General features: G+C 62.7%; 18 protein-coding genes. 8 read left to right on the top strand and 10 right to left on the bottom strand.

From position 1 onward, the window contains the following. Positions 1-277 precede the first annotated feature (277 nt). On the top strand, positions 278-1,447 hold the full coding sequence (locus tag VB739_RS04960) for a hypothetical protein (protein WP_323355999.1): 1,170 nt from the start codon (positions 278-280) through the stop codon (positions 1,445-1,447). Here VB739_RS04960 and galE read toward each other — a convergent pair. Then, the gene (gene galE / locus VB739_RS04955; protein ID WP_323355998.1) at positions 1,422-2,558 is read right to left on the bottom strand and encodes a UDP-glucose 4-epimerase GalE; all 1,137 of its coding nucleotides are present in this window, start codon (positions 2,556-2,558) and stop codon (positions 1,422-1,424) included. The genes VB739_RS04960 and galE overlap by 26 nt on opposite strands. Positions 2,559-2,697: 139 nt before the next feature. On the opposite strand from galE, the gene VB739_RS04950 reads away from it, so the two are divergent. From VB739_RS04950 to hisS, 4 genes are read left to right on the top strand one after another with little or no spacing between them, the layout of a single operon-like run. Beyond that, the gene (locus tag VB739_RS04950; protein ID WP_323355997.1) at positions 2,698-4,110 is read left to right on the top strand and encodes a nucleotide sugar dehydrogenase; all 1,413 of its coding nucleotides are present in this window, start codon (positions 2,698-2,700) and stop codon (positions 4,108-4,110) included. Continuing rightward, positions 4,111-5,052: a UDP-glucuronic acid decarboxylase family protein gene (locus tag VB739_RS04945; protein WP_323355996.1), complete on the top strand. Its 942-nt coding sequence runs from the start codon at positions 4,111-4,113 to the stop codon at positions 5,050-5,052. Further along, on the top strand, positions 5,049-6,077 hold the full coding sequence (locus VB739_RS04940; RefSeq protein WP_323355995.1) for an NAD-dependent epimerase: 1,029 nt from the start codon (positions 5,049-5,051) through the stop codon (positions 6,075-6,077). Before VB739_RS04945 ends, VB739_RS04940 begins: the two co-directional genes overlap by 4 nt. A 45-nt stretch (positions 6,078-6,122) precedes the next feature. Then, positions 6,123-7,445 carry a histidine--tRNA ligase gene (gene hisS, locus VB739_RS04935; protein WP_323355994.1) on the top strand — a complete coding sequence of 441 codons (1,323 nt, stop codon included), beginning with the start codon at positions 6,123-6,125 and terminating at the stop codon, positions 7,443-7,445. Positions 7,446-7,541: 96 nt separating this feature from the next. On the opposite strand, the gene VB739_RS04930 is transcribed toward hisS, so the two are convergent. From VB739_RS04930 to VB739_RS04905, 6 genes are all read right to left on the bottom strand, one after another. Next, positions 7,542-7,742, bottom strand: a complete 201-nt coding sequence (locus VB739_RS04930; protein ID WP_015109703.1) for a photosystem II reaction center protein J — start codon at positions 7,740-7,742, stop codon at positions 7,542-7,544. Positions 7,743-7,760: 18 nt separating this feature from the next. Further along, on the bottom strand, positions 7,761-7,880 hold the full coding sequence (locus tag VB739_RS04925; protein ID WP_254954152.1) for a photosystem II reaction center protein L: 120 nt from the start codon (positions 7,878-7,880) through the stop codon (positions 7,761-7,763). Between the two features lie 7 nt (positions 7,881-7,887). Continuing rightward, positions 7,888-8,025, bottom strand: a complete 138-nt coding sequence (gene psbF, locus VB739_RS04920) for a cytochrome b559 subunit beta (RefSeq protein WP_015109701.1) — start codon at positions 8,023-8,025, stop codon at positions 7,888-7,890. Next, complete coding sequence (gene psbE, locus VB739_RS04915; RefSeq protein ID WP_216907496.1) at positions 8,022-8,276, bottom strand: cytochrome b559 subunit alpha; 255 nt, start codon at positions 8,274-8,276, stop codon at positions 8,022-8,024. The genes psbF and psbE overlap by 4 nt, the downstream gene beginning before the upstream one ends. Before the next feature lie 87 nt (positions 8,277-8,363). Next, positions 8,364-9,380: a photosynthesis system II assembly factor Ycf48 gene (locus VB739_RS04910; RefSeq protein WP_323355993.1), complete on the bottom strand. Its 1,017-nt coding sequence runs from the start codon at positions 9,378-9,380 to the stop codon at positions 8,364-8,366. An 11-nt stretch (positions 9,381-9,391) separates the two neighbouring features. After that, positions 9,392-9,778, bottom strand: coding sequence for a rubredoxin (locus VB739_RS04905; RefSeq protein WP_323355992.1), 387 nt, complete (start codon positions 9,776-9,778; stop codon positions 9,392-9,394). Positions 9,779-9,921: 143 nt separating this feature from the next. On the opposite strand from VB739_RS04905, the gene ndhC reads away from it, so the two are divergent. The 3 genes from ndhC to VB739_RS04890 are packed head-to-tail and all read left to right on the top strand — an operon-like array spanning position 9,922 to position 11,591. Next, on the top strand, positions 9,922-10,284 hold the full coding sequence (gene ndhC, locus VB739_RS04900) for a photosynthetic/respiratory NAD(P)H-quinone oxidoreductase subunit C (protein ID WP_254954148.1): 363 nt from the start codon (positions 9,922-9,924) through the stop codon (positions 10,282-10,284). Between the two features lie 13 nt (positions 10,285-10,297). Next, positions 10,298-11,041, top strand: a complete 744-nt coding sequence (gene nuoB, locus VB739_RS04895) for an NADH-quinone oxidoreductase subunit NuoB (RefSeq protein ID WP_323355991.1) — start codon at positions 10,298-10,300, stop codon at positions 11,039-11,041. After that, on the top strand, positions 11,034-11,591 hold the full coding sequence (locus VB739_RS04890) for an NAD(P)H-quinone oxidoreductase subunit J (RefSeq protein ID WP_323355990.1): 558 nt from the start codon (positions 11,034-11,036) through the stop codon (positions 11,589-11,591). Before nuoB ends, VB739_RS04890 begins: the two co-directional genes overlap by 8 nt. Here the strand turns inward: VB739_RS04890 and VB739_RS04885 are convergent. The 3 genes from VB739_RS04885 to VB739_RS04875 all read right to left on the bottom strand — a co-directional run bounded on the left by VB739_RS04885 (position 11,567) and on the right by VB739_RS04875 (position 15,693). Beyond that, positions 11,567-12,709 (bottom strand): glycoside hydrolase family 99-like domain-containing protein, encoded by a 1,143-nt coding sequence (locus VB739_RS04885; RefSeq protein WP_323355989.1) that lies wholly within the window; start codon positions 12,707-12,709, stop codon positions 11,567-11,569. The two genes, VB739_RS04890 and VB739_RS04885, sit on opposite strands and share 25 nt — an antisense overlap. A 334-nt stretch (positions 12,710-13,043) precedes the next feature. Then, positions 13,044-14,618 (bottom strand): glycosyltransferase family 4 protein, encoded by a 1,575-nt coding sequence (locus VB739_RS04880; protein WP_323355988.1) that lies wholly within the window; start codon positions 14,616-14,618, stop codon positions 13,044-13,046. A gap of 778 nt (positions 14,619-15,396) precedes the next feature. Then, complete coding sequence (locus VB739_RS04875; RefSeq protein WP_323355987.1) at positions 15,397-15,693, bottom strand: transposase; 297 nt, start codon at positions 15,691-15,693, stop codon at positions 15,397-15,399. Positions 15,694-16,001 lie beyond the last annotated feature (308 nt).

Genomic DNA, 16,001 nt, shown 5'->3' with positions numbered 1-16,001 from the left:
GGTGCGCAGCTTGCGGATGATCTGCTCGGGGGTGTGGCGCTTGCGTTTCATGGGGCTTCTCCTGGCCAAGTCTGGCCGGTAGGGAAGCTCTCATAAGGACTGGTTCAGTTTTTGGGGTCCACGCCAGGGGCACCAGAACTTTTCCTTTTTCCATCAGATTGCCCTCAATGGCACCCTCCCCGGACTGGCCTTGGTGATGGCGGGCGCCACGCCGCTTTTCGGGTTGCTGCAGAGGCCTGATTGGCCGGGGACGCGCCGGGTGGGGCAGGCGACGGCCGTGCTGCTGGTTTCCGGTTACTTCGCCTATCACGCCCATGGCGTCACGGCCTTTCTCACGGTCAATCTGTTGGTCGTGGCCTGCGCCGCCAGCCTGGTGCTCTGGCCCTCACGGCAGCGCCGGGTGGTCGGCGTCGCAGGAGCCGGCCTACTGCTCCTGGCCCTTAACCGAATGCCCTGGCACCCAAGGCTCGCGTCGTTCTACGACTGGCCAGAGACCATGCGCTTCGTTCACGACTACCGGTTTCTGGGCCATCGCTTTTTCTATTTCTGGCCCAGCCTGCCGGTGGCCACCTGGGAGCCGGTCTTTCTGGCCGCGCTGATGTTTTCAGGGGTGTGCCTCGGCCTTTGGCGGAGCTGGCGGCAACCCCCCGGCGCGGTGCTGGCCCTGGCCCTGCTGGCGCCGCTCGTGCTGCTGGAGTGGTGGTTCCCCTTCATCAATGATCTGGTCTTCAAGCTGATCGAGCCGGACAGCGCCTACCGACTGGTCTGGGCCAGTCTGTTCTGGATCAGCATTCCCGCGATCGCCGGGGCCCTGGACCAGCGGTGGCGGGGGGGGCGCCTTGTCCGGGGGGGGCTGCTGTTCACGATCGCCAGTCTTGTTGCCGTGCTGGTGTTCCCGCTGCAGCTGCGGGGTCGGCCGAATGTGCTGGTCTCCAAAGTGCCCCATCTGCTCACTCCACTGGAGGAGGTGCGGCCGGCGGACGGAGCCACCATCGAACCGATCCTTGGTCCCTTGCGCGAGTTGTGTGACCGGCATCCCTCGCTGCAGGGGAGAACGCTGCTGAGCGATCCCTACGTCGGCGCCGTGGTGGGTACCCGCCAGTGCCTGGCTCCCGTGGCGGCCAGGGATATCACCAAGCTGGCGGCCTCCACGGTGGAGTCGGGCCAGTATCCAGGGCTGCGTCGCGCCATGGGTTCTCCCGCGGCCCTGGGGGCCTGGCTCGATCGGAACCGGGTCGATCTGGTGGTGCTGCGGGAGTACGACGCGCCCTACGTGAGCCGGATCGCCCAGGCCAGCAACCATTGGCAGCCCGATCTGGTGTCCAGCTACGCCCACCTCTCCCTCAACAGCCTCACGACAGCCCAGCTGCAACGGGTGGGTTTCCGGCTGGTCCGGCGTGAGCATGGGATGAGGATTTACCTCAGGACCCGTTCTGCGCCCCGATGAGTTCCGGGGTGGGCTGCGTCTCGGTGCCTCTGTAGCCCTGGGGGTTGGCGCTCTGCCAGGCCCAGCCATCGCGGCAGATGTCCGCCAGGGAGCGTCGTGTCCGCCAGCCCATGCGCCGCTCCGCCTGGCCGGGATCGGCAATGCTCACGGCGGAATCCCCCGGCCGCCGTTCCACCACGGTGTAGGGCAGCCGCAGGCCGTTGGTGGCTTCGAAGGTCTGTAACAGTTCAAGTACCGAATGGCCGCAGCCACTGCCGAGGTTGAGCGTGAGCACCTGGGGAGGTTCCGCCAGAAGCACATCGAGGGCCCGGCCATGGCCTTCGGCCAGATCCATCACATGCAGATAGTCGCGGACGCCGGTGCCGTCGCCCGTGGGCCAGTCGCCGCCGAACACCTCCAGTTGTCGGCGGCGTCCACCCGCCACCTGGCACAAGAAGGGAAAAAGATTGTTGGGAAGGCCGTGGGGATCTTCACCGATGCGTCCGCTTGGGTGGGCCCCCACGGGATTGAAGTACCGCAGCAGGGCGATCCTCCACCCCGGGGCGCTGCCGGCCATATCGGTGAGCATCCGCTCGACAGCGGCCTTGGTGTAGCCGTAGGGATTGATGGGCTGGAGGGGGGCTGATTCGGGGATCGGCACCGTCTCGGTGGTGCCGTAAAGGGTGGCGCTGCTGCTGAAGACGAGCGTCTGACAACCATGGCGGCCCATGGCCTCAAGCAGCCGGACCGTGCCGGTGACGTTCACGTCCCAGTAGCGCAGCGGCTGGGCCATCGATTCGCCCACAGCCTTGAGGCCGGCGAAGTGGAGCACGGCGCCGATGCCTCCGCCAACATCCGCGGCTCCGAAGGCTCGATCGAGATCCTGAGGAGAGCGCACATCACCCCGGAACAAGGTGAGACGGCTGCCCTCAGGCTCGGCCCCTGTCCAGCGTTCCGCCGAGGTCTGCCGCCAGGGCCCCAACCCTGCCAATGCGGCCACGCGGCTCAGGGCTTCGGCACTGCCGTTGCTGAAGTCGTCCATCACGACCACCTGATGGCCGGATTCCAGCAGGGCCAGGCAGGTGTGGCTGCCGATGAATCCGGCTCCTCCCGTCAGCAGCACCTTGGTCAAGGAACGGCCCCCCGAAGGCTGTCGAACACAACTTACCTGTCCTTAACCTTCCCACCCATCGGGTTTTTCCCAGCTCAACAACAGTCGAGAGCTAACGCCAGGCGATGGAAGTAGTGTCCCAGCAGCACTGTCATCCCCTATGGATCCGGCCCCTTCGCCGATTCGCACCATCTGTTGCATCGGTGCGGGCTATGTGGGGGGACCCACGATGGCGGTGATCGCCGACCGATGCCCGGGGATTCAGGTCACGGTGGTGGATCTCAATGCCGAGCGGATCGCGGCCTGGAACGATCCCGACCTGTCGCGCCTGCCGGTGTACGAACCCGGGCTGGACGCGGTGGTGGGCAGGGCCAGGGGGCGCAACCTTCACTTCACCACCGAGGTGGATGCGGCCATCGCCGCCGCCGACATGGTGTTCCTCTCGGTGAACACCCCTACTAAGACCCGGGGGGTGGGGGCGGGCCAGGCCAGTGACCTGCGCTGGATCGAGGCCTCGGCCCGCCAGGTGGCCGCCTCCGCCCGCGGTCACACGATCGTGGTGGAGAAGAGCACCCTGCCGGTCCGCACCGCCGAGACCGTCAAGGCGATCCTGGGCGCCGCCCAGCAGAACCGCCCGGAGGGCGATCGCAGGCAAGCCAAGACCTTCGCGGTGCTGTCCAATCCCGAGTTCTTGGCGGAAGGCACGGCGATCGGCGACCTCGAAGCCCCCGACCGGGTGCTGATCGGGGGCGAGGACACCGCCGCGATCGAGTCCCTGGCGGGGATCTATGCCACCTGGGTGCCCCAGGATCGGATCCTGCGCACCAATCTCTGGAGCAGCGAGCTCTCCAAGCTCACCGCCAACGCCTTCCTGGCCCAGAGGATCTCCTCGATCAACAGCATCGCCGCCCTTTGCGAAGCCACCGGGGCGGATGTTCGCGAGGTGGGGCGCGCGATCGGCACCGATTCCCGGATCGGAGCGAAGTTCCTGCAGGCCGGGCCCGGATTTGGCGGCAGTTGCTTCCAGAAGGACATCCTGAACCTGGTCTATCTCTGCCGCCACTACGGTCTCGACGAGGAGGCGGGCTACTGGGAGCAGGTGGTGACGCTGAACACCTGGCAGCAGGACCGCATCGCCCGGATGGTGGTGCAACGGTTGTTCGGCACGGTCACCGGCAAGCGGCTGGCGTTGCTGGGGTTCGCCTTCAAGGCGGACACCAACGACACCCGGGAGGCTCCCGCCATCCGCATCTGCCAGAACCTGATTGAGGAAGGGGCCCGGTTGGTGATTGTGGATCCCAAGGTGTCAGTTTCCCAGATCGTCACCGACCTGGGCCAGCCCCCTTCGGATGCCGATGGCGGCTGGCAGGCCGCGTCTTCGCCCCTGGAGGCAGCCAGCGGAGCCGACGCCGTGCTGATCCTCACCGAGTGGCGCGACTACGCCACGCTCGACTGGGGAGCGATCGCCGCGGTGATGCGTCGTCCGGCCTGGCTGTTTGACGCCAGGGCCATCGCCGATGCCGCCGCCGCCCGCGCGGCGGGGCTTAACGTCTGGCGGGTGGGTGAGGGCTGAGTGACGCGCCGCAATCTGATCACCGGTGGGGCCGGCTTCCTTGGCTCCCACCTGGTCGACCGGCTGATGGAGGCCGGTGAGGAGGTGATTTGCCTCGACAACTTTTATACCGGCCGCAAGGACAACATCCGCCACTGGCTGGGCCACGCCAACTTTGAACTGATCCGCCACGACGTCACCGAGCCGATCCGGCTGGAAGTCGACAGGATCTGGCACCTCGCCTGCCCGGCCTCGCCGGTGCACTACCAGTCGAATCCGATCAAGACGGCCAAGACCAGCTTCCTGGGCACCTACAACATGCTCGGTCTGGCGCGCCGCGTCGGGGCCCGGTTGCTGCTGGCCAGCACCAGCGAGGTGTACGGCGATCCAGAGGTGCACCCCCAGCCCGAGAGCTACCGGGGTTGCGTCAATACCATCGGCATCCGCTCCTGCTACGACGAAGGCAAGCGCATCGCCGAGACCCTCTGTTTCGACTACCAGCGCATGCACGGCACCGAAATCCGGGTCATGCGGATCTTCAACACCTACGGTCCCCGCATGCTCCCCGACGATGGTCGGGTGGTGAGCAACTTCATCGTGCAGGCCTTGCAGGGTCATTCCCTCACCCTCTATGGCGATGGCAGCCAGACCCGTTCCTTCTGCTACGTGGATGATCTGATCGAGGGCATGATCCGGCTGATGAACGGCGATCACACCGGCCCGATCAACATCGGCAATCCAGGCGAATTCACCATTCGTCAGTTGGCCGAACGGGTTCGGGACCGCATTCAGCCCGGTCTGGAGCTCACCACCCAGCCGTTGCCCCAGGACGATCCCTTGCAGCGTCAGCCCGTCATCGACCTGGCCCGGGACCTGCTGGGCTGGGAGCCGAAGGTGAGCCTGGACGAGGGACTGGAGCCCACCATCGCCTATTTCCGTGAACGCTTGCGGGACGGTCATTGACGGCGCAGGCAACGATCCTCGTCACCGGGGTTGCCGGCTTCATCGGAGGGGCTGTAGCCGAGCAGCTCCTGGCGCGAGGCGATCGGGTGATCGGGCTCGATAATCTCAACTCCTACTACGACCCGGCCCTGAAGCGGGCCCGGCTGGAGCGGCTTGAGGCTCTGGCCCCACCGGGGGCCTTCCGCTTCCACCACCTCGACCTGGTGGACTCTGAAGGGGTCGCAGCGCTGTTCGCCGCCGAGCGGCCCGCCCGGGTGCTGCATCTGGCCGCCCAGGCCGGTGTGCGCCACTCGATCGACAACCCGTCGCTGTACATCCAGAGCAACCTGGTGGGCTTTGGCTCGATTCTCGAGGCTTGCCGCCATGGGGCCGTGGAGCATCTGGTGTACGCGTCGAGCAGCTCGATCTACGGCGGCAACCGCCACATGCCCTTCTCGGAGCAGGATCCGGTCAACCATCCGGTGAGCCTGTATGCGGCCACCAAGAAGGCGAATGAACTGATGGCCCACACCTACAGCCATCTCTATGGCCTGCCGGCCACCGGCCTGCGCTTTTTCACCGTCTATGGCCCCTGGGGGCGGCCCGACATGGCGCCGATGCTGTTCGCCAAGGCGATCCTCGCGGGTGAACCGATCCGGGTGTTCAACCACGGCCGAATGGAGAGGGATTTCACCTACATCGACGACATCGTCGAAGGGGTGATCCGCTGCCTCGACAAGCCCGCCACGGCGGATCCTGGCTTCGATCCGCTGCATCCCAACCCGGCCACCGCCGCCGCCCCGCACCGGATCTTCAACATCGGCAATGCCCAGCCGGTGCCCCTGCTGCAGTTCATCGCCCTGCTGGAGCAGGCCCTCGGACGCCCCGCGATCATGGATCTTCAGCCCATGCAGCCCGGCGACGTGCCGGCCACCGCGGCCGACACCACGGCCCTGGCGGCCTGGGTGGGGTTCCGCCCCTCCACTCCGATCGAGGCGGGGATCGAGCGTTTCGCCGCCTGGTTCAAGGAGTTCCACGGCACCTGAGCCGACCCCTTCGGGCACAATGAATCGCTGCCGATCCGCACCGTCTTGAAACCGCTCCAGAGCCTGCGGGGCATGGTCGACCTGCTGCCCGGTCAGACCCCCTTCTGGCAGCGGATCGAAGCCACCGCTCGGGACCACTTCCGTCGGGCCGCTGTCGAAGAGATCCGCACGCCGCTGCTGGAGGTGACCGAGCTGTTCGCCCGGGGCATCGGTGAGGCCACCGACGTGGTGGGCAAGGAGATGTACAGCTTCGAGGATCGTGGCGAGCGCCACTGCACCCTGCGGCCGGAGGGCACGGCCTCTGTGGTGCGGGCCGCCATCCAGCATGGCCTGGTGGCCCAGGGGCCCCAGCGGCTCTGGTACGGCGGCCCGATGTTCCGCTACGAACGGCCCCAGGCGGGTCGGCAGAGGCAATTTCACCAGATCGGTCTGGAGTTTCTTGGTCATGCCGATCCGCGCAGCGACGTGGAGGCCATCGCCATTGCCTGGGATCTGCTGATGGATCTGGGGGTGGGCGGCCTGTCGCTGGAGCTCAACTCCCTGGGCAGTTCCGACGACCGCCTGCGCTACCGCAGCGATCTGGTGGCCTGGCTGGAGGCCCATCGCGGGGATCTGGATCCCGACTCCCAACAGCGCATCAGCACCAACCCCCTGCGGGTGCTCGATTCCAAGAACGCCCAGACCCAGGCCCTGCTGGCCGGGGCCCCCACCCTGGCCGACGCCCTCGGTGACGAGAGCCGCGAGCGCTTCCTGCGGGTGCGGCAGGGCCTCGAGGCCCTCGCCATCCCCTTCCGGCTCAATCCCCGCCTGGTGCGCGGCCTCGACTACTACGGCCACACCGCCTTCGAGATCACCAGCAGCCAGCTGGGGGCCCAGGCCACCGTCTGCGGTGGTGGCCGCTACGACGGGCTGGTGGAGCAGCTGGGCGGTCCCCCCACGCCTGCCGTCGGCTGGGCCCTGGGCATGGAGCGGCTGGTGTTGCTGCTCAGCCAGGCGCAGCAGGGCGAGGCCGGAGAACAACGCCCCGGCGCGGCGCCGGACCTCTATGTGGTGAGCCGGGGGGTGGAGGGCGAGGCCTACGCCATGCGGCTGGCCCGTCAGTGTCGCCATCGGCCCGGGGAGCCGCTGGCTGTTCAGGTGGATCTCTCAGGCGCAGGCTTTGACAAGCAGCTGAAGCGGGCCCGCCGCAGTGGGGCCCGCTGGGCGCTGCTGCTGGGGGATGAGGAAGCGGCCAATGGATCCGTGCGGCTGATGCCCCTGGCTGCGGGCGACGGGGGGCGGCCAGGCGATGGGGGGACGGGACAGACGGATCGCCACCTGAGCGAGACGGACTTCCTGGCGCTCAGCCTCGATCAGCTCAACGCCTGAGGGGAGACCGACGCGAAAAAAAAGGACGCCAGAAAAAAGGACGCTCCCGTTACTTGGAGCGTCCAGAGATCTGAGGAGACGTGCCGCCGGGCTGGATCAGGCCGAACCGACGCCCACGTAGGAACCGTAGAAGAACAGGCCGACCACGAAGATGACGGCCATGCCGCCGGCGGTGGCGACCATCCAGAGGGGCAGAACCCCTTCGGTCCAACGGCTCTTCCAGGCCACGGCCGGGCGGCCATCGGGAAGGCGGTCGGGAATACGGCCGTCAGGAAGTGAGGATTTCTTGCCGCTCATGGATGGGGTGCCTCCCGATCAGTTGAAGAAGTAGCTGGAGAAGAGGATGCCGATGACGAACACGAACAGCAGGCCTAGGTAGAGGCTGGTGCGGTTCAGTTCGACCGGCAGATTGTTGGGGTTGGAATTGCGCTGCATGGATGTCTCAGCGACGGACGAACTGCATGGCGGCCAGGGCACCCAGGAAGAAAACCGTGGGGATGCCGAGGGCGTGGACGGACAGCCAACGCACCGTGAAGATCGGATAGTTGCGCGGCGTGGTGGGGGCGGTGGACTGGGTCATGGTTCCTGGAGGCGCAGATCAAGGCTGCTCTTGCCCTCGTAACGCTGGCTCACAACGGGAGCCTTGGTTTCCTGGGCCTGGAAGTAAGCATCCGGACGGGGCGTGCCGAAGGCGTCGTAGGCCAGGCCGGTGGACACGAACATGAAGCCCGCCAGGAAGATGGCCGGCAGTGTCACCGCGTGGATGACCCAGTAGCGGATGCTTGTGATGATCTCGAAGAACGGGCGTTCCCCTGTGGAGCCGGCAGCCATAGCAACAAGCGTTCAGCCCGAAGATCCTAGGGGTCGACCGGGGGCCACCGCCGGCGGTGCGGGGGGTTGGTTACAGAGGGACGCAGTTCAGCCCACCCAGCGCAGCAGCACGCCCCGCTCCCCCAGGACGAAGCCCTTGCCACCGGGGGCAAAGACGATCCGCGAGAAGTTGGTGGGCTGTTCGCTGCCCACCGGATCCCTCTGCCAGCTGGCGCCGGCATCGTTGCTCACCAGCAGGGTGCCGTTGCCGCCGCCGGTCCAGATGGCGCCGCGGGGATCCCAGGCCATGTCGAGGTAGCCGTAGCCGTTGGTGATCGGGATCACGGGCTTGCTCCAGTCGCCGCTCTCGGTGGTTTCGGCGGTGCTCGGATCACCGTCAAAGCGGAGCTGGGCTCCCCGGGCGACCATCCAGAGATGGCCGTCGGGCTGGAAGCCCATCGACTGCAGCCGCTGGCTGCTGACCCGCTGATGCACCTGCCAGGCGGGCTGGCCGGGTTCCCAGGTGGCGAAGAAGTTGCCGAGGCTGCTGACGCTGACGTAGTCGCCCATGGGGCTGCGGCGCAGATCGCGGATGGCGCCGGCCGCGTCACCCACCAGGGCCTGCCAGCTGGAGCCGGCATCGGCGGTGCGGTACACGGCACCCACGTTGGTGGCCAGCTCGGCGCTGTTCGGCCCCTGGGCCGTGACCAGGTACGGCTCACCCGGGAGCTTGGTGTCGAGCAGCAGCCGGCTCCAGCTCTTGCCGGCATCGTCGCTGTGCAACAGCAGGCCTGGCTGGCCCACGATCCAGCCCTCATCGCCTCTGAAATCGATGCTGATCAGGCGGAAGTTCTCCTCCTCGGGCAGATCAAGGGCCCGCTCCTGCCAGCTGGCACCACCGTCGTCGGTTTCCATGATCAGCCGGTTGCTGCCCACCAGGAAGCCGTGGTCGGTGCTGGTGAAGGCGACGTCGAGGGGGTTGGAGCGGGTGTCCAGGGGAACCGACTGCCAGGGGCTGGCTGCCGCCGTGGGCAGGCCGGTGGTGACGCAGCCCGTCAGACCGAAGGCGAGCACGAGCGAGAGCGCCAGGCTGAGCAGGGGTCGCAGCGGGCGGAGGAAGGCCATCAGCACTGGCATCAACGCAGGGAGTAAAGGGAGAGGAAGAAGGCGAACGCCAGGGCGAAACCGCCGAAGATCAGCACGTTCTTCTGGCCGGGGGTGAGGCGGTTCACCCCCAGACCGAAGTTGAGGTTCTCCTCGAAACCGCTGGGCTTGTTGCGGGGGCCGATGTCCTTGAAGGCGCCCACCCGGCTGCGGCAGACGGGGCAGCGGAAGCCCACGGGGTCGAGGTCGAGGAAGGAGGTGCCGGCGGGAATCGCCAGCTTCTTGACCCCTTCACCTGGGTCGTAGACGAAGCCGCAGCTGCGGCACTCGAAGCGGTGGGTGGCGGGGTCGTCGACGACGGCTTCAGGCGCCTCGATCGGCGCCTCGATGGGCATTTCCGTGGGCTGTTCCGTGCTCATCCCATGCCTGGCCATACCAGACGACTCTATCGACGGGGGCCCCAGTCCCCGCGGCGTCCCAGGACGGGCTGCGCCAGCGGTCGTCGCGGCGACCGCCGCCCCCGGAGGCAGGTGGCAGAATGCGCGCCAGGTTGGGTCTGCCGATGTTTGTGCTCTCCGGCTACGACGCTTTTCTGGGCTTCCTGCTGATTTCAGCGGCGGTCCCGGTGCTGGCGCTGGTGGCCAACAAGCTGCTGGCTCCCAAGAGCCGAGCTGGGGAGCGCCAGCTCACCTATGAGTCGGGGATGGAGCCGATCGGCGGTGCCTGGATCCAGTTCAACATCCGCTATTACATGTTTGCCCTGGTCTTCGTCATTTTCGATGTCGAGACCGTGTTCCTCTATCCCTGGGCGGTGGCCTTCCACCGGCTGGGCTTGCTGGCCTTCATTGAGGCCCTGATCTTCATCTCCATCCTGGTGCTGGCCCTGGCCTACGCCTGGCGCAAGGGCGCCCTCGAGTGGAGCTGATCACACCCCCACCATGACCCTCACTCCCCCTGCAGGCTCCCTGTCCGTCGATGCCCTTCGCGACCTGCGCGAGGCCAGCTGCGGCCCCGTGGGCGCCCCCGGTGTCACCGCCGACCTGTCCGAGAACATCATTCTCACCAGCCTCGACGACCTGCACAACTGGGCCCGTCTCAGCAGCCTCTGGCCGCTGCTCTATGGCACGGCCTGCTGCTTCATCGAGTTCGCCGCCCTGATCGGTTCCCGCTTTGACTTCGACCGCTTCGGCCTGGTGCCCCGCTCCAGCCCGCGCCAGGCTGACCTGCTGATCGTGGCCGGCACCGTCACGATGAAGATGGGTCCGGCGCTGGTGCGGCTCTACGAGCAGATGCCGGAGCCCAAGTACGTGATCGCCATGGGCGCCTGCACGATCACCGGTGGCATGTTCTCCGCCGACTCCACCACGGCGGTGCGGGGTGTCGACAAGCTGATCCCCGTGGATCTCTACCTGCCGGGCTGTCCGCCCCGGCCCGAGGCGATCTTCGATGCGGTGATCAAACTGCGTAAGAAGGTGGGCAACGAAACCTTCGCCGAGCGCGGCAACCTGCGCCCCACCCACCGTTACTGCACCATTCCCCACCAGATGAAGCGGATCGATCCGATCGTCACTGGTGCCTACCTGCGGGCCGAAACTCAACAGGCGGCCCTTGCCGCCGCTGCGGGCCTGCCCATGACCAGCGCCGTCAGCGCCACCACCACCGCCCCCTCCACCGATGCCTGAGGAATCCTCGCTCACGCCCCCAGCCGCCGGACCGGTGGGCACCTGGCTGGGGGGCCAGGGTTTTGATGCTTCGCCCCTAGGCCCCGACCATGAAGGCGTGGAGATGCTGGGGGTCGACCCCGCAGCTTTGCCCTTGGTGGCCACGGCGCTGAAGGCCGCCGGTTTCGATTATCTGCAGTGCCAGGGTGGCTACGACGAGGGTCCCGGCGGCAGGCTGGTGAGCTTCTATCACCTGGTGAAGATGGCCGCGATGCTGGATCAGTTGGAGGCGCTGGCCGGTGGCAACGGTCCGCTGCCAGCCGATGTGCACCCGGAGGAAGTGCGCCTGAAGGTGTTCCTCCCCAGGGACGGTGCCCTTTCGATCCCCAGCCTCTATGGGTTGTTCCGTGGCGCCGATTGGCAGGAGCGCGAAACCTTCGACATGTTCGGCATCACTTACGATGGGCATCCCCATCCCAAGCGGCTACTGATGCCAGAGGACTGGAAGGGCTACCCGTTGCGGAAGGATTATGTGCAGCCTGATTTTTATGAGATGCAGGATGCGTACTGAATCCCGCCGCCACTGAGAGCCGAAAGGGTCTCCTCCAGATAGCGGGTACCCCAGCGTTGGTCGGGCTCAAGGTGGTTGCCCTCCGCCCATTCATTCCAGGCGTTGATGAACAGCACCGGCTCGGGTAGCCCGCGGGTGGGAAGTTGTTCCACAGTTTTCCGAAGCCATTGGCCATAGCGCTCCGGGGTCGCATCCTGGAGGACGATCCCTCCCCAGCGGCGTCGCGCCGTGTTGTCCCAGGATGGCGTCACGCAGGGGAAGCGGGGATAGGGCGGCACGGCTCTGGCGAGGGCGGCCCTGCAGACCTCCGGGTAGCTGACAACTCGATGGATGCTCTTCCCGGGTGACTCCTTCTTGAGGAAGCCTTTGATCCTTTCCCGCAGGCTGGGTGCCTGGCCTTGAAGCGATTCCAGCATCGGCCAGCACGGCTGAAACTCCACAGCCGCATCAAAGCCGAAGTCGTGAGGATTGCGTATTTCGCTCTCCTTTGATTCGACGGAAACGAGATGGAGATCTCCGATTCCATGGTCTCGGGCAAGAGTCCGCCAGATCGCTGCGGTCCGCGCCGGATCCGGCAAGGCGCTGGTGCGGTAGACAAGAAAGAGCGGTTTGTCATCGATGCGGATATAGCGCGGGTCCCGGAAGGCCTCCAGCAAGGAGATCAGATGGTCATGGTCGTCCTGCTCGCAATAGTTCTGTTGCAGAAGAATCTCATCGTCGGATCCGTCCCAGCGCCGCGTCCAGTTTTCGTTCGCCCAGCACAAGCAGAAGGGGAAGTCTGGTTCTCCAGAGGCCAGCACATCTTCAAAGGGTCGCTGCAACACCCTGCGGCCATTGAACCAGTAGTGGTAGTAGCAGAAGCCCTGGATTCCGTAGCTTCTCGCCAGTTCCGTCTGGGCCAAGCGTGCTTCCGGCAGGCGCAGGTCGTAGAAGCCGAGATCGGCGGGAAGGTGGGGCTGGTAGTGGTGGGCAAAGAGTGGTCGAGCCTTGGCGACATTCCTCCACTCGGTGAAACCCTTTCCCCACCAGGCGTCGTTTTCTGGGATTGGGTGGTATTGGGGTAGGTAGAAGGCGATGGCTTTTGGAAACGGCACAGATAATTGGTACTCTGAAAGCAATAGGTAAATTGTATCGCAACTGGCTGCATTGCTGCCACGAAGTCCAGCTAGGGATTCAGGATCTCTGCCTGAGTTCGTGTTGAATCAGATGGATTATGGCTTCTTTCTTTGGCTTGCTATAGCTATCAGACCCACAAGGGCTGTGATGGCCGCAACTCCTGGGCTCAGGTGTGCGTTCGATAAAAAAGGTCGCTCAGTATTGAGAATGTTTCCCTATTCTGGTCGTTGAGGCTGTGACGAGCAATTCTTGCCATGGAGATATCCCGGCAGATGGATACCGTCCTGGGTAAATCATTCTTTGGTTGATCCAAGGATTTAGCGTTGCAGCTGCTTATTATCGCCAAAACAGTCGGATCTTCTGTTTAAAGCGATAGAATAAATTCTTGATTAATATCCTGCACCTCAGGTAGAATGTTCTTGGCGCTTGGTAGGGAGCTGGTAATGCTGTGACGGAAAGGTTGGCCGGCGAATTACATATGATCTTGACAAGAACTTGTGCAGGAGTAGGAAAATATTCTGTGCGAGAACGATTCAGGGCTGAAATGAACTGATTCTTCTTTTTTTCAAGCGCGTTAGGACAGATCAAGTCCTTTGCTCTTTCCGTCAGAGCTGCACGCAGGTCATCGCTCTGATAAATCTGAATCATATTCTTTGCAAGAGTTTCTATATCGCCAGGGTAGTAGCCAAGTCCATTGACATAATGCTCCATAAAGTCTAGAAGCCCACCTGCCATCGTGTAAATGATTGGAACTGAGAAAGAAGCAGCTTCCATGGGAACTCTGCCATAGGCTTCATTGCGTGAAGAAACCACAACCGCGTCGATAGAAGCATAGATTCTTGAAACATCTTTATCAGATCCCATCCACTGAATCTGCGTCTCGATGCCTAATGCATGCATTAAGCTTTTTAGGTACATGAACTCGCTCTCAAGGCAGTCACCGAAAAAGAGAACGCGAAATGAATATCCAAGATTCCGTGCTTCAGCAATTGCGCTTACCACATCACGTTGGCCCTTTCCTGCATGGATAAAGCCAACGACACCAAATGTGAATGTTTTAGAACTAGCCGCCGTGTCAGCTGATCGGATGCTTGTCTGCTGCGGCGTCACAAACCAAGGATTGACTGTGACAACATTAGAGATACTCTCTTCAAAGAAGTATTCACGAATGGCTGAAGAATTAGCGATACAGATACTTGAAAGTTCGGAAAAGATTCTCCCTAGCATGTGTGGCTCGGCAGGCAAGGACCAGCCATAGTCAAGATCTCCAAATTCTCTAATGTACCAAACATGTGGCTTGCCAGCCACCGCTGATGACAAGGCCGCTTGAGGAAGGACTCCAACTTGGGAGATAACGATATCAGGATCAATGCCCTTAATTTCTTCTGTTACTGCTGGAGAATAAGCATTTATAATAGTATCGGTGCCATACCACCATGGCAAGTCACCGACATAACTAAATGACGACCCTGCAGAGATAAGTGCATCTGCTAAATCTGCTTCAATGAGATTTTTGCTAGCCACAAGCGTATGAACAAATCCACCTCGTCGTACTAGCTCTTCAACATTAGAAAGATGTGATCTGACAGCTCCACCACCGCTACTCAGCCTAGAAGAGTGAAGGAGAAAGCATGCTGTGATTGTTCGATGAGTGTTGGTGCAAAATATCTGCGTCGGTGCTTTCATGATTCTCGGAGACTTTGTTTCGGCCCATGACGACGTATCTGGATCAACAATGAATAAGCGAAAGTCTGAACCAATCAGAGAGTCGACTATGGATTGAAGACTGCTTGGCGCTGCATATTGATCGCCGTTAGAGATATTGATCACAATCCGGGCATCGCTCTCATTGTTTGTATTGCTGCAGTGACATTCGACAAAATGCTTAATTTCTTTGACGCGATCTTGCATTGAAGTATGAGAAGTGAAATTGTCGATGTCAATCTGAAGCCACGAGCATGGTGCCTCGTCTTCTCTCCATAGTCTTAGTATGTTCTTGCTAAGTGATGGCATGACGGAAGGTAGGTATTCAGTATTCAGCTGAAATGAAATAATCGGAATGGGTATGACTGCTGTTTAAGGCTTTAGAGGCGTGACATGGCGTAACGACCCTGGGTGGCTTTAGCCAAAGACTTGATGCGCATGGCTATCAATAGATAGGTACGATTCCAGAAATTGTAAATTCAGGATGGTAAGAATCGGAACTTTAGTGACTCTAGCTCTCATGAGGGGCTGTTCCCAGTCCACTTTGCAGTTTTGTTTGGCCGTTCCGGTAGCTGTCAGGAAAGATGAGGCCCCTGCCGTCCATGATCAGGTCGTCTTCTCGTACTTGGTTCGGCGTCCTCATCTTCCGGTGGGGGGATAATCCAACCCACTTCCGGTTGATCACAGCACCGCGATGACCGAGACCAACGGCATGGATGCGGTCGATGCGGTCTTTTGTAAGCGCTGTTACTCAGTCGTCAGAATTCGATGGCAGCTCCACTGTGACGCTGATCGGGCCTCCAGCGTGGCGGGGCTTCACGGCGACGATTAGGTGGGCTGGGGGCCATCAACCTGCTTGCCACGGGACTTTCTGCAGCCGTTTCATTTTCCGCCAGACCTAGGCGCGAAGTTTCTCCAGCTTCAGTTCCTGTTCCTCTTTCAAGTTGATCACTGGCTTCTTGTTGGCACCCTGGGCCGCCTAGCCTCAGCACCCCAAGTATTCAGGGTAGAACCCACGATCCTGGCAGTAGCCGCTGAGTTCCTTGGCGTTTAGGCCAGCGGTCTCCAGCACCACTGTGAACTTGTCGGTGGCTCCCCAGCCCTCAGGATCCTTTTCAGAAGCCGGAACCACCTCTCCCTGCAACCGCCAAGCCTTCCTCCAGTTGTGGAGGGTGACCACGTGAATGCCCAGCTCCTGAGAGATCCTGGCCACGCTCTGCCTGTGCGGAGGGGTCATCAGCCTCCTCACGTCAGCCTTGACAGCTTCGCTGTAACGACGCATTGAATTGCTCCATCAAGCTCCCTGGCGAAAAAAGTGGTCGGGATGGAGAGGCGTCAACTTTCTTGGTAGAGGGGGCCAGGGCTTAACAATGTCAGGGGCCAGAACAGTCCAGTAAAAGCCACCCACTCCAGTCTTTAGCACCACCGTGAACTTGTCGATAGCGCCCCAGCACTCAGGTTCCTTCTCGGATTGAGGCATCACCTCCATGCAGATGCCAAACCTTCCTCCAGTTGTAGTGGATTACGATATGGATGCCTAGCTCTTCTGCAATTCGAGCGATGCTCTGGCGCTGGTACGGTCTCCTCGTA

Origin of the sequence: Cyanobium gracile UHCC 0281 (assembly GCF_034931305.1) — a bacterium.
GTDB lineage: Bacteria > Cyanobacteriota > Cyanobacteriia > PCC-6307 > Cyanobiaceae > Cyanobium > Cyanobium gracile_A.
The sequence above is the reverse complement of the archived record's forward strand: the minus strand, read 5'-3'. Positions and strand labels throughout refer to the sequence as shown.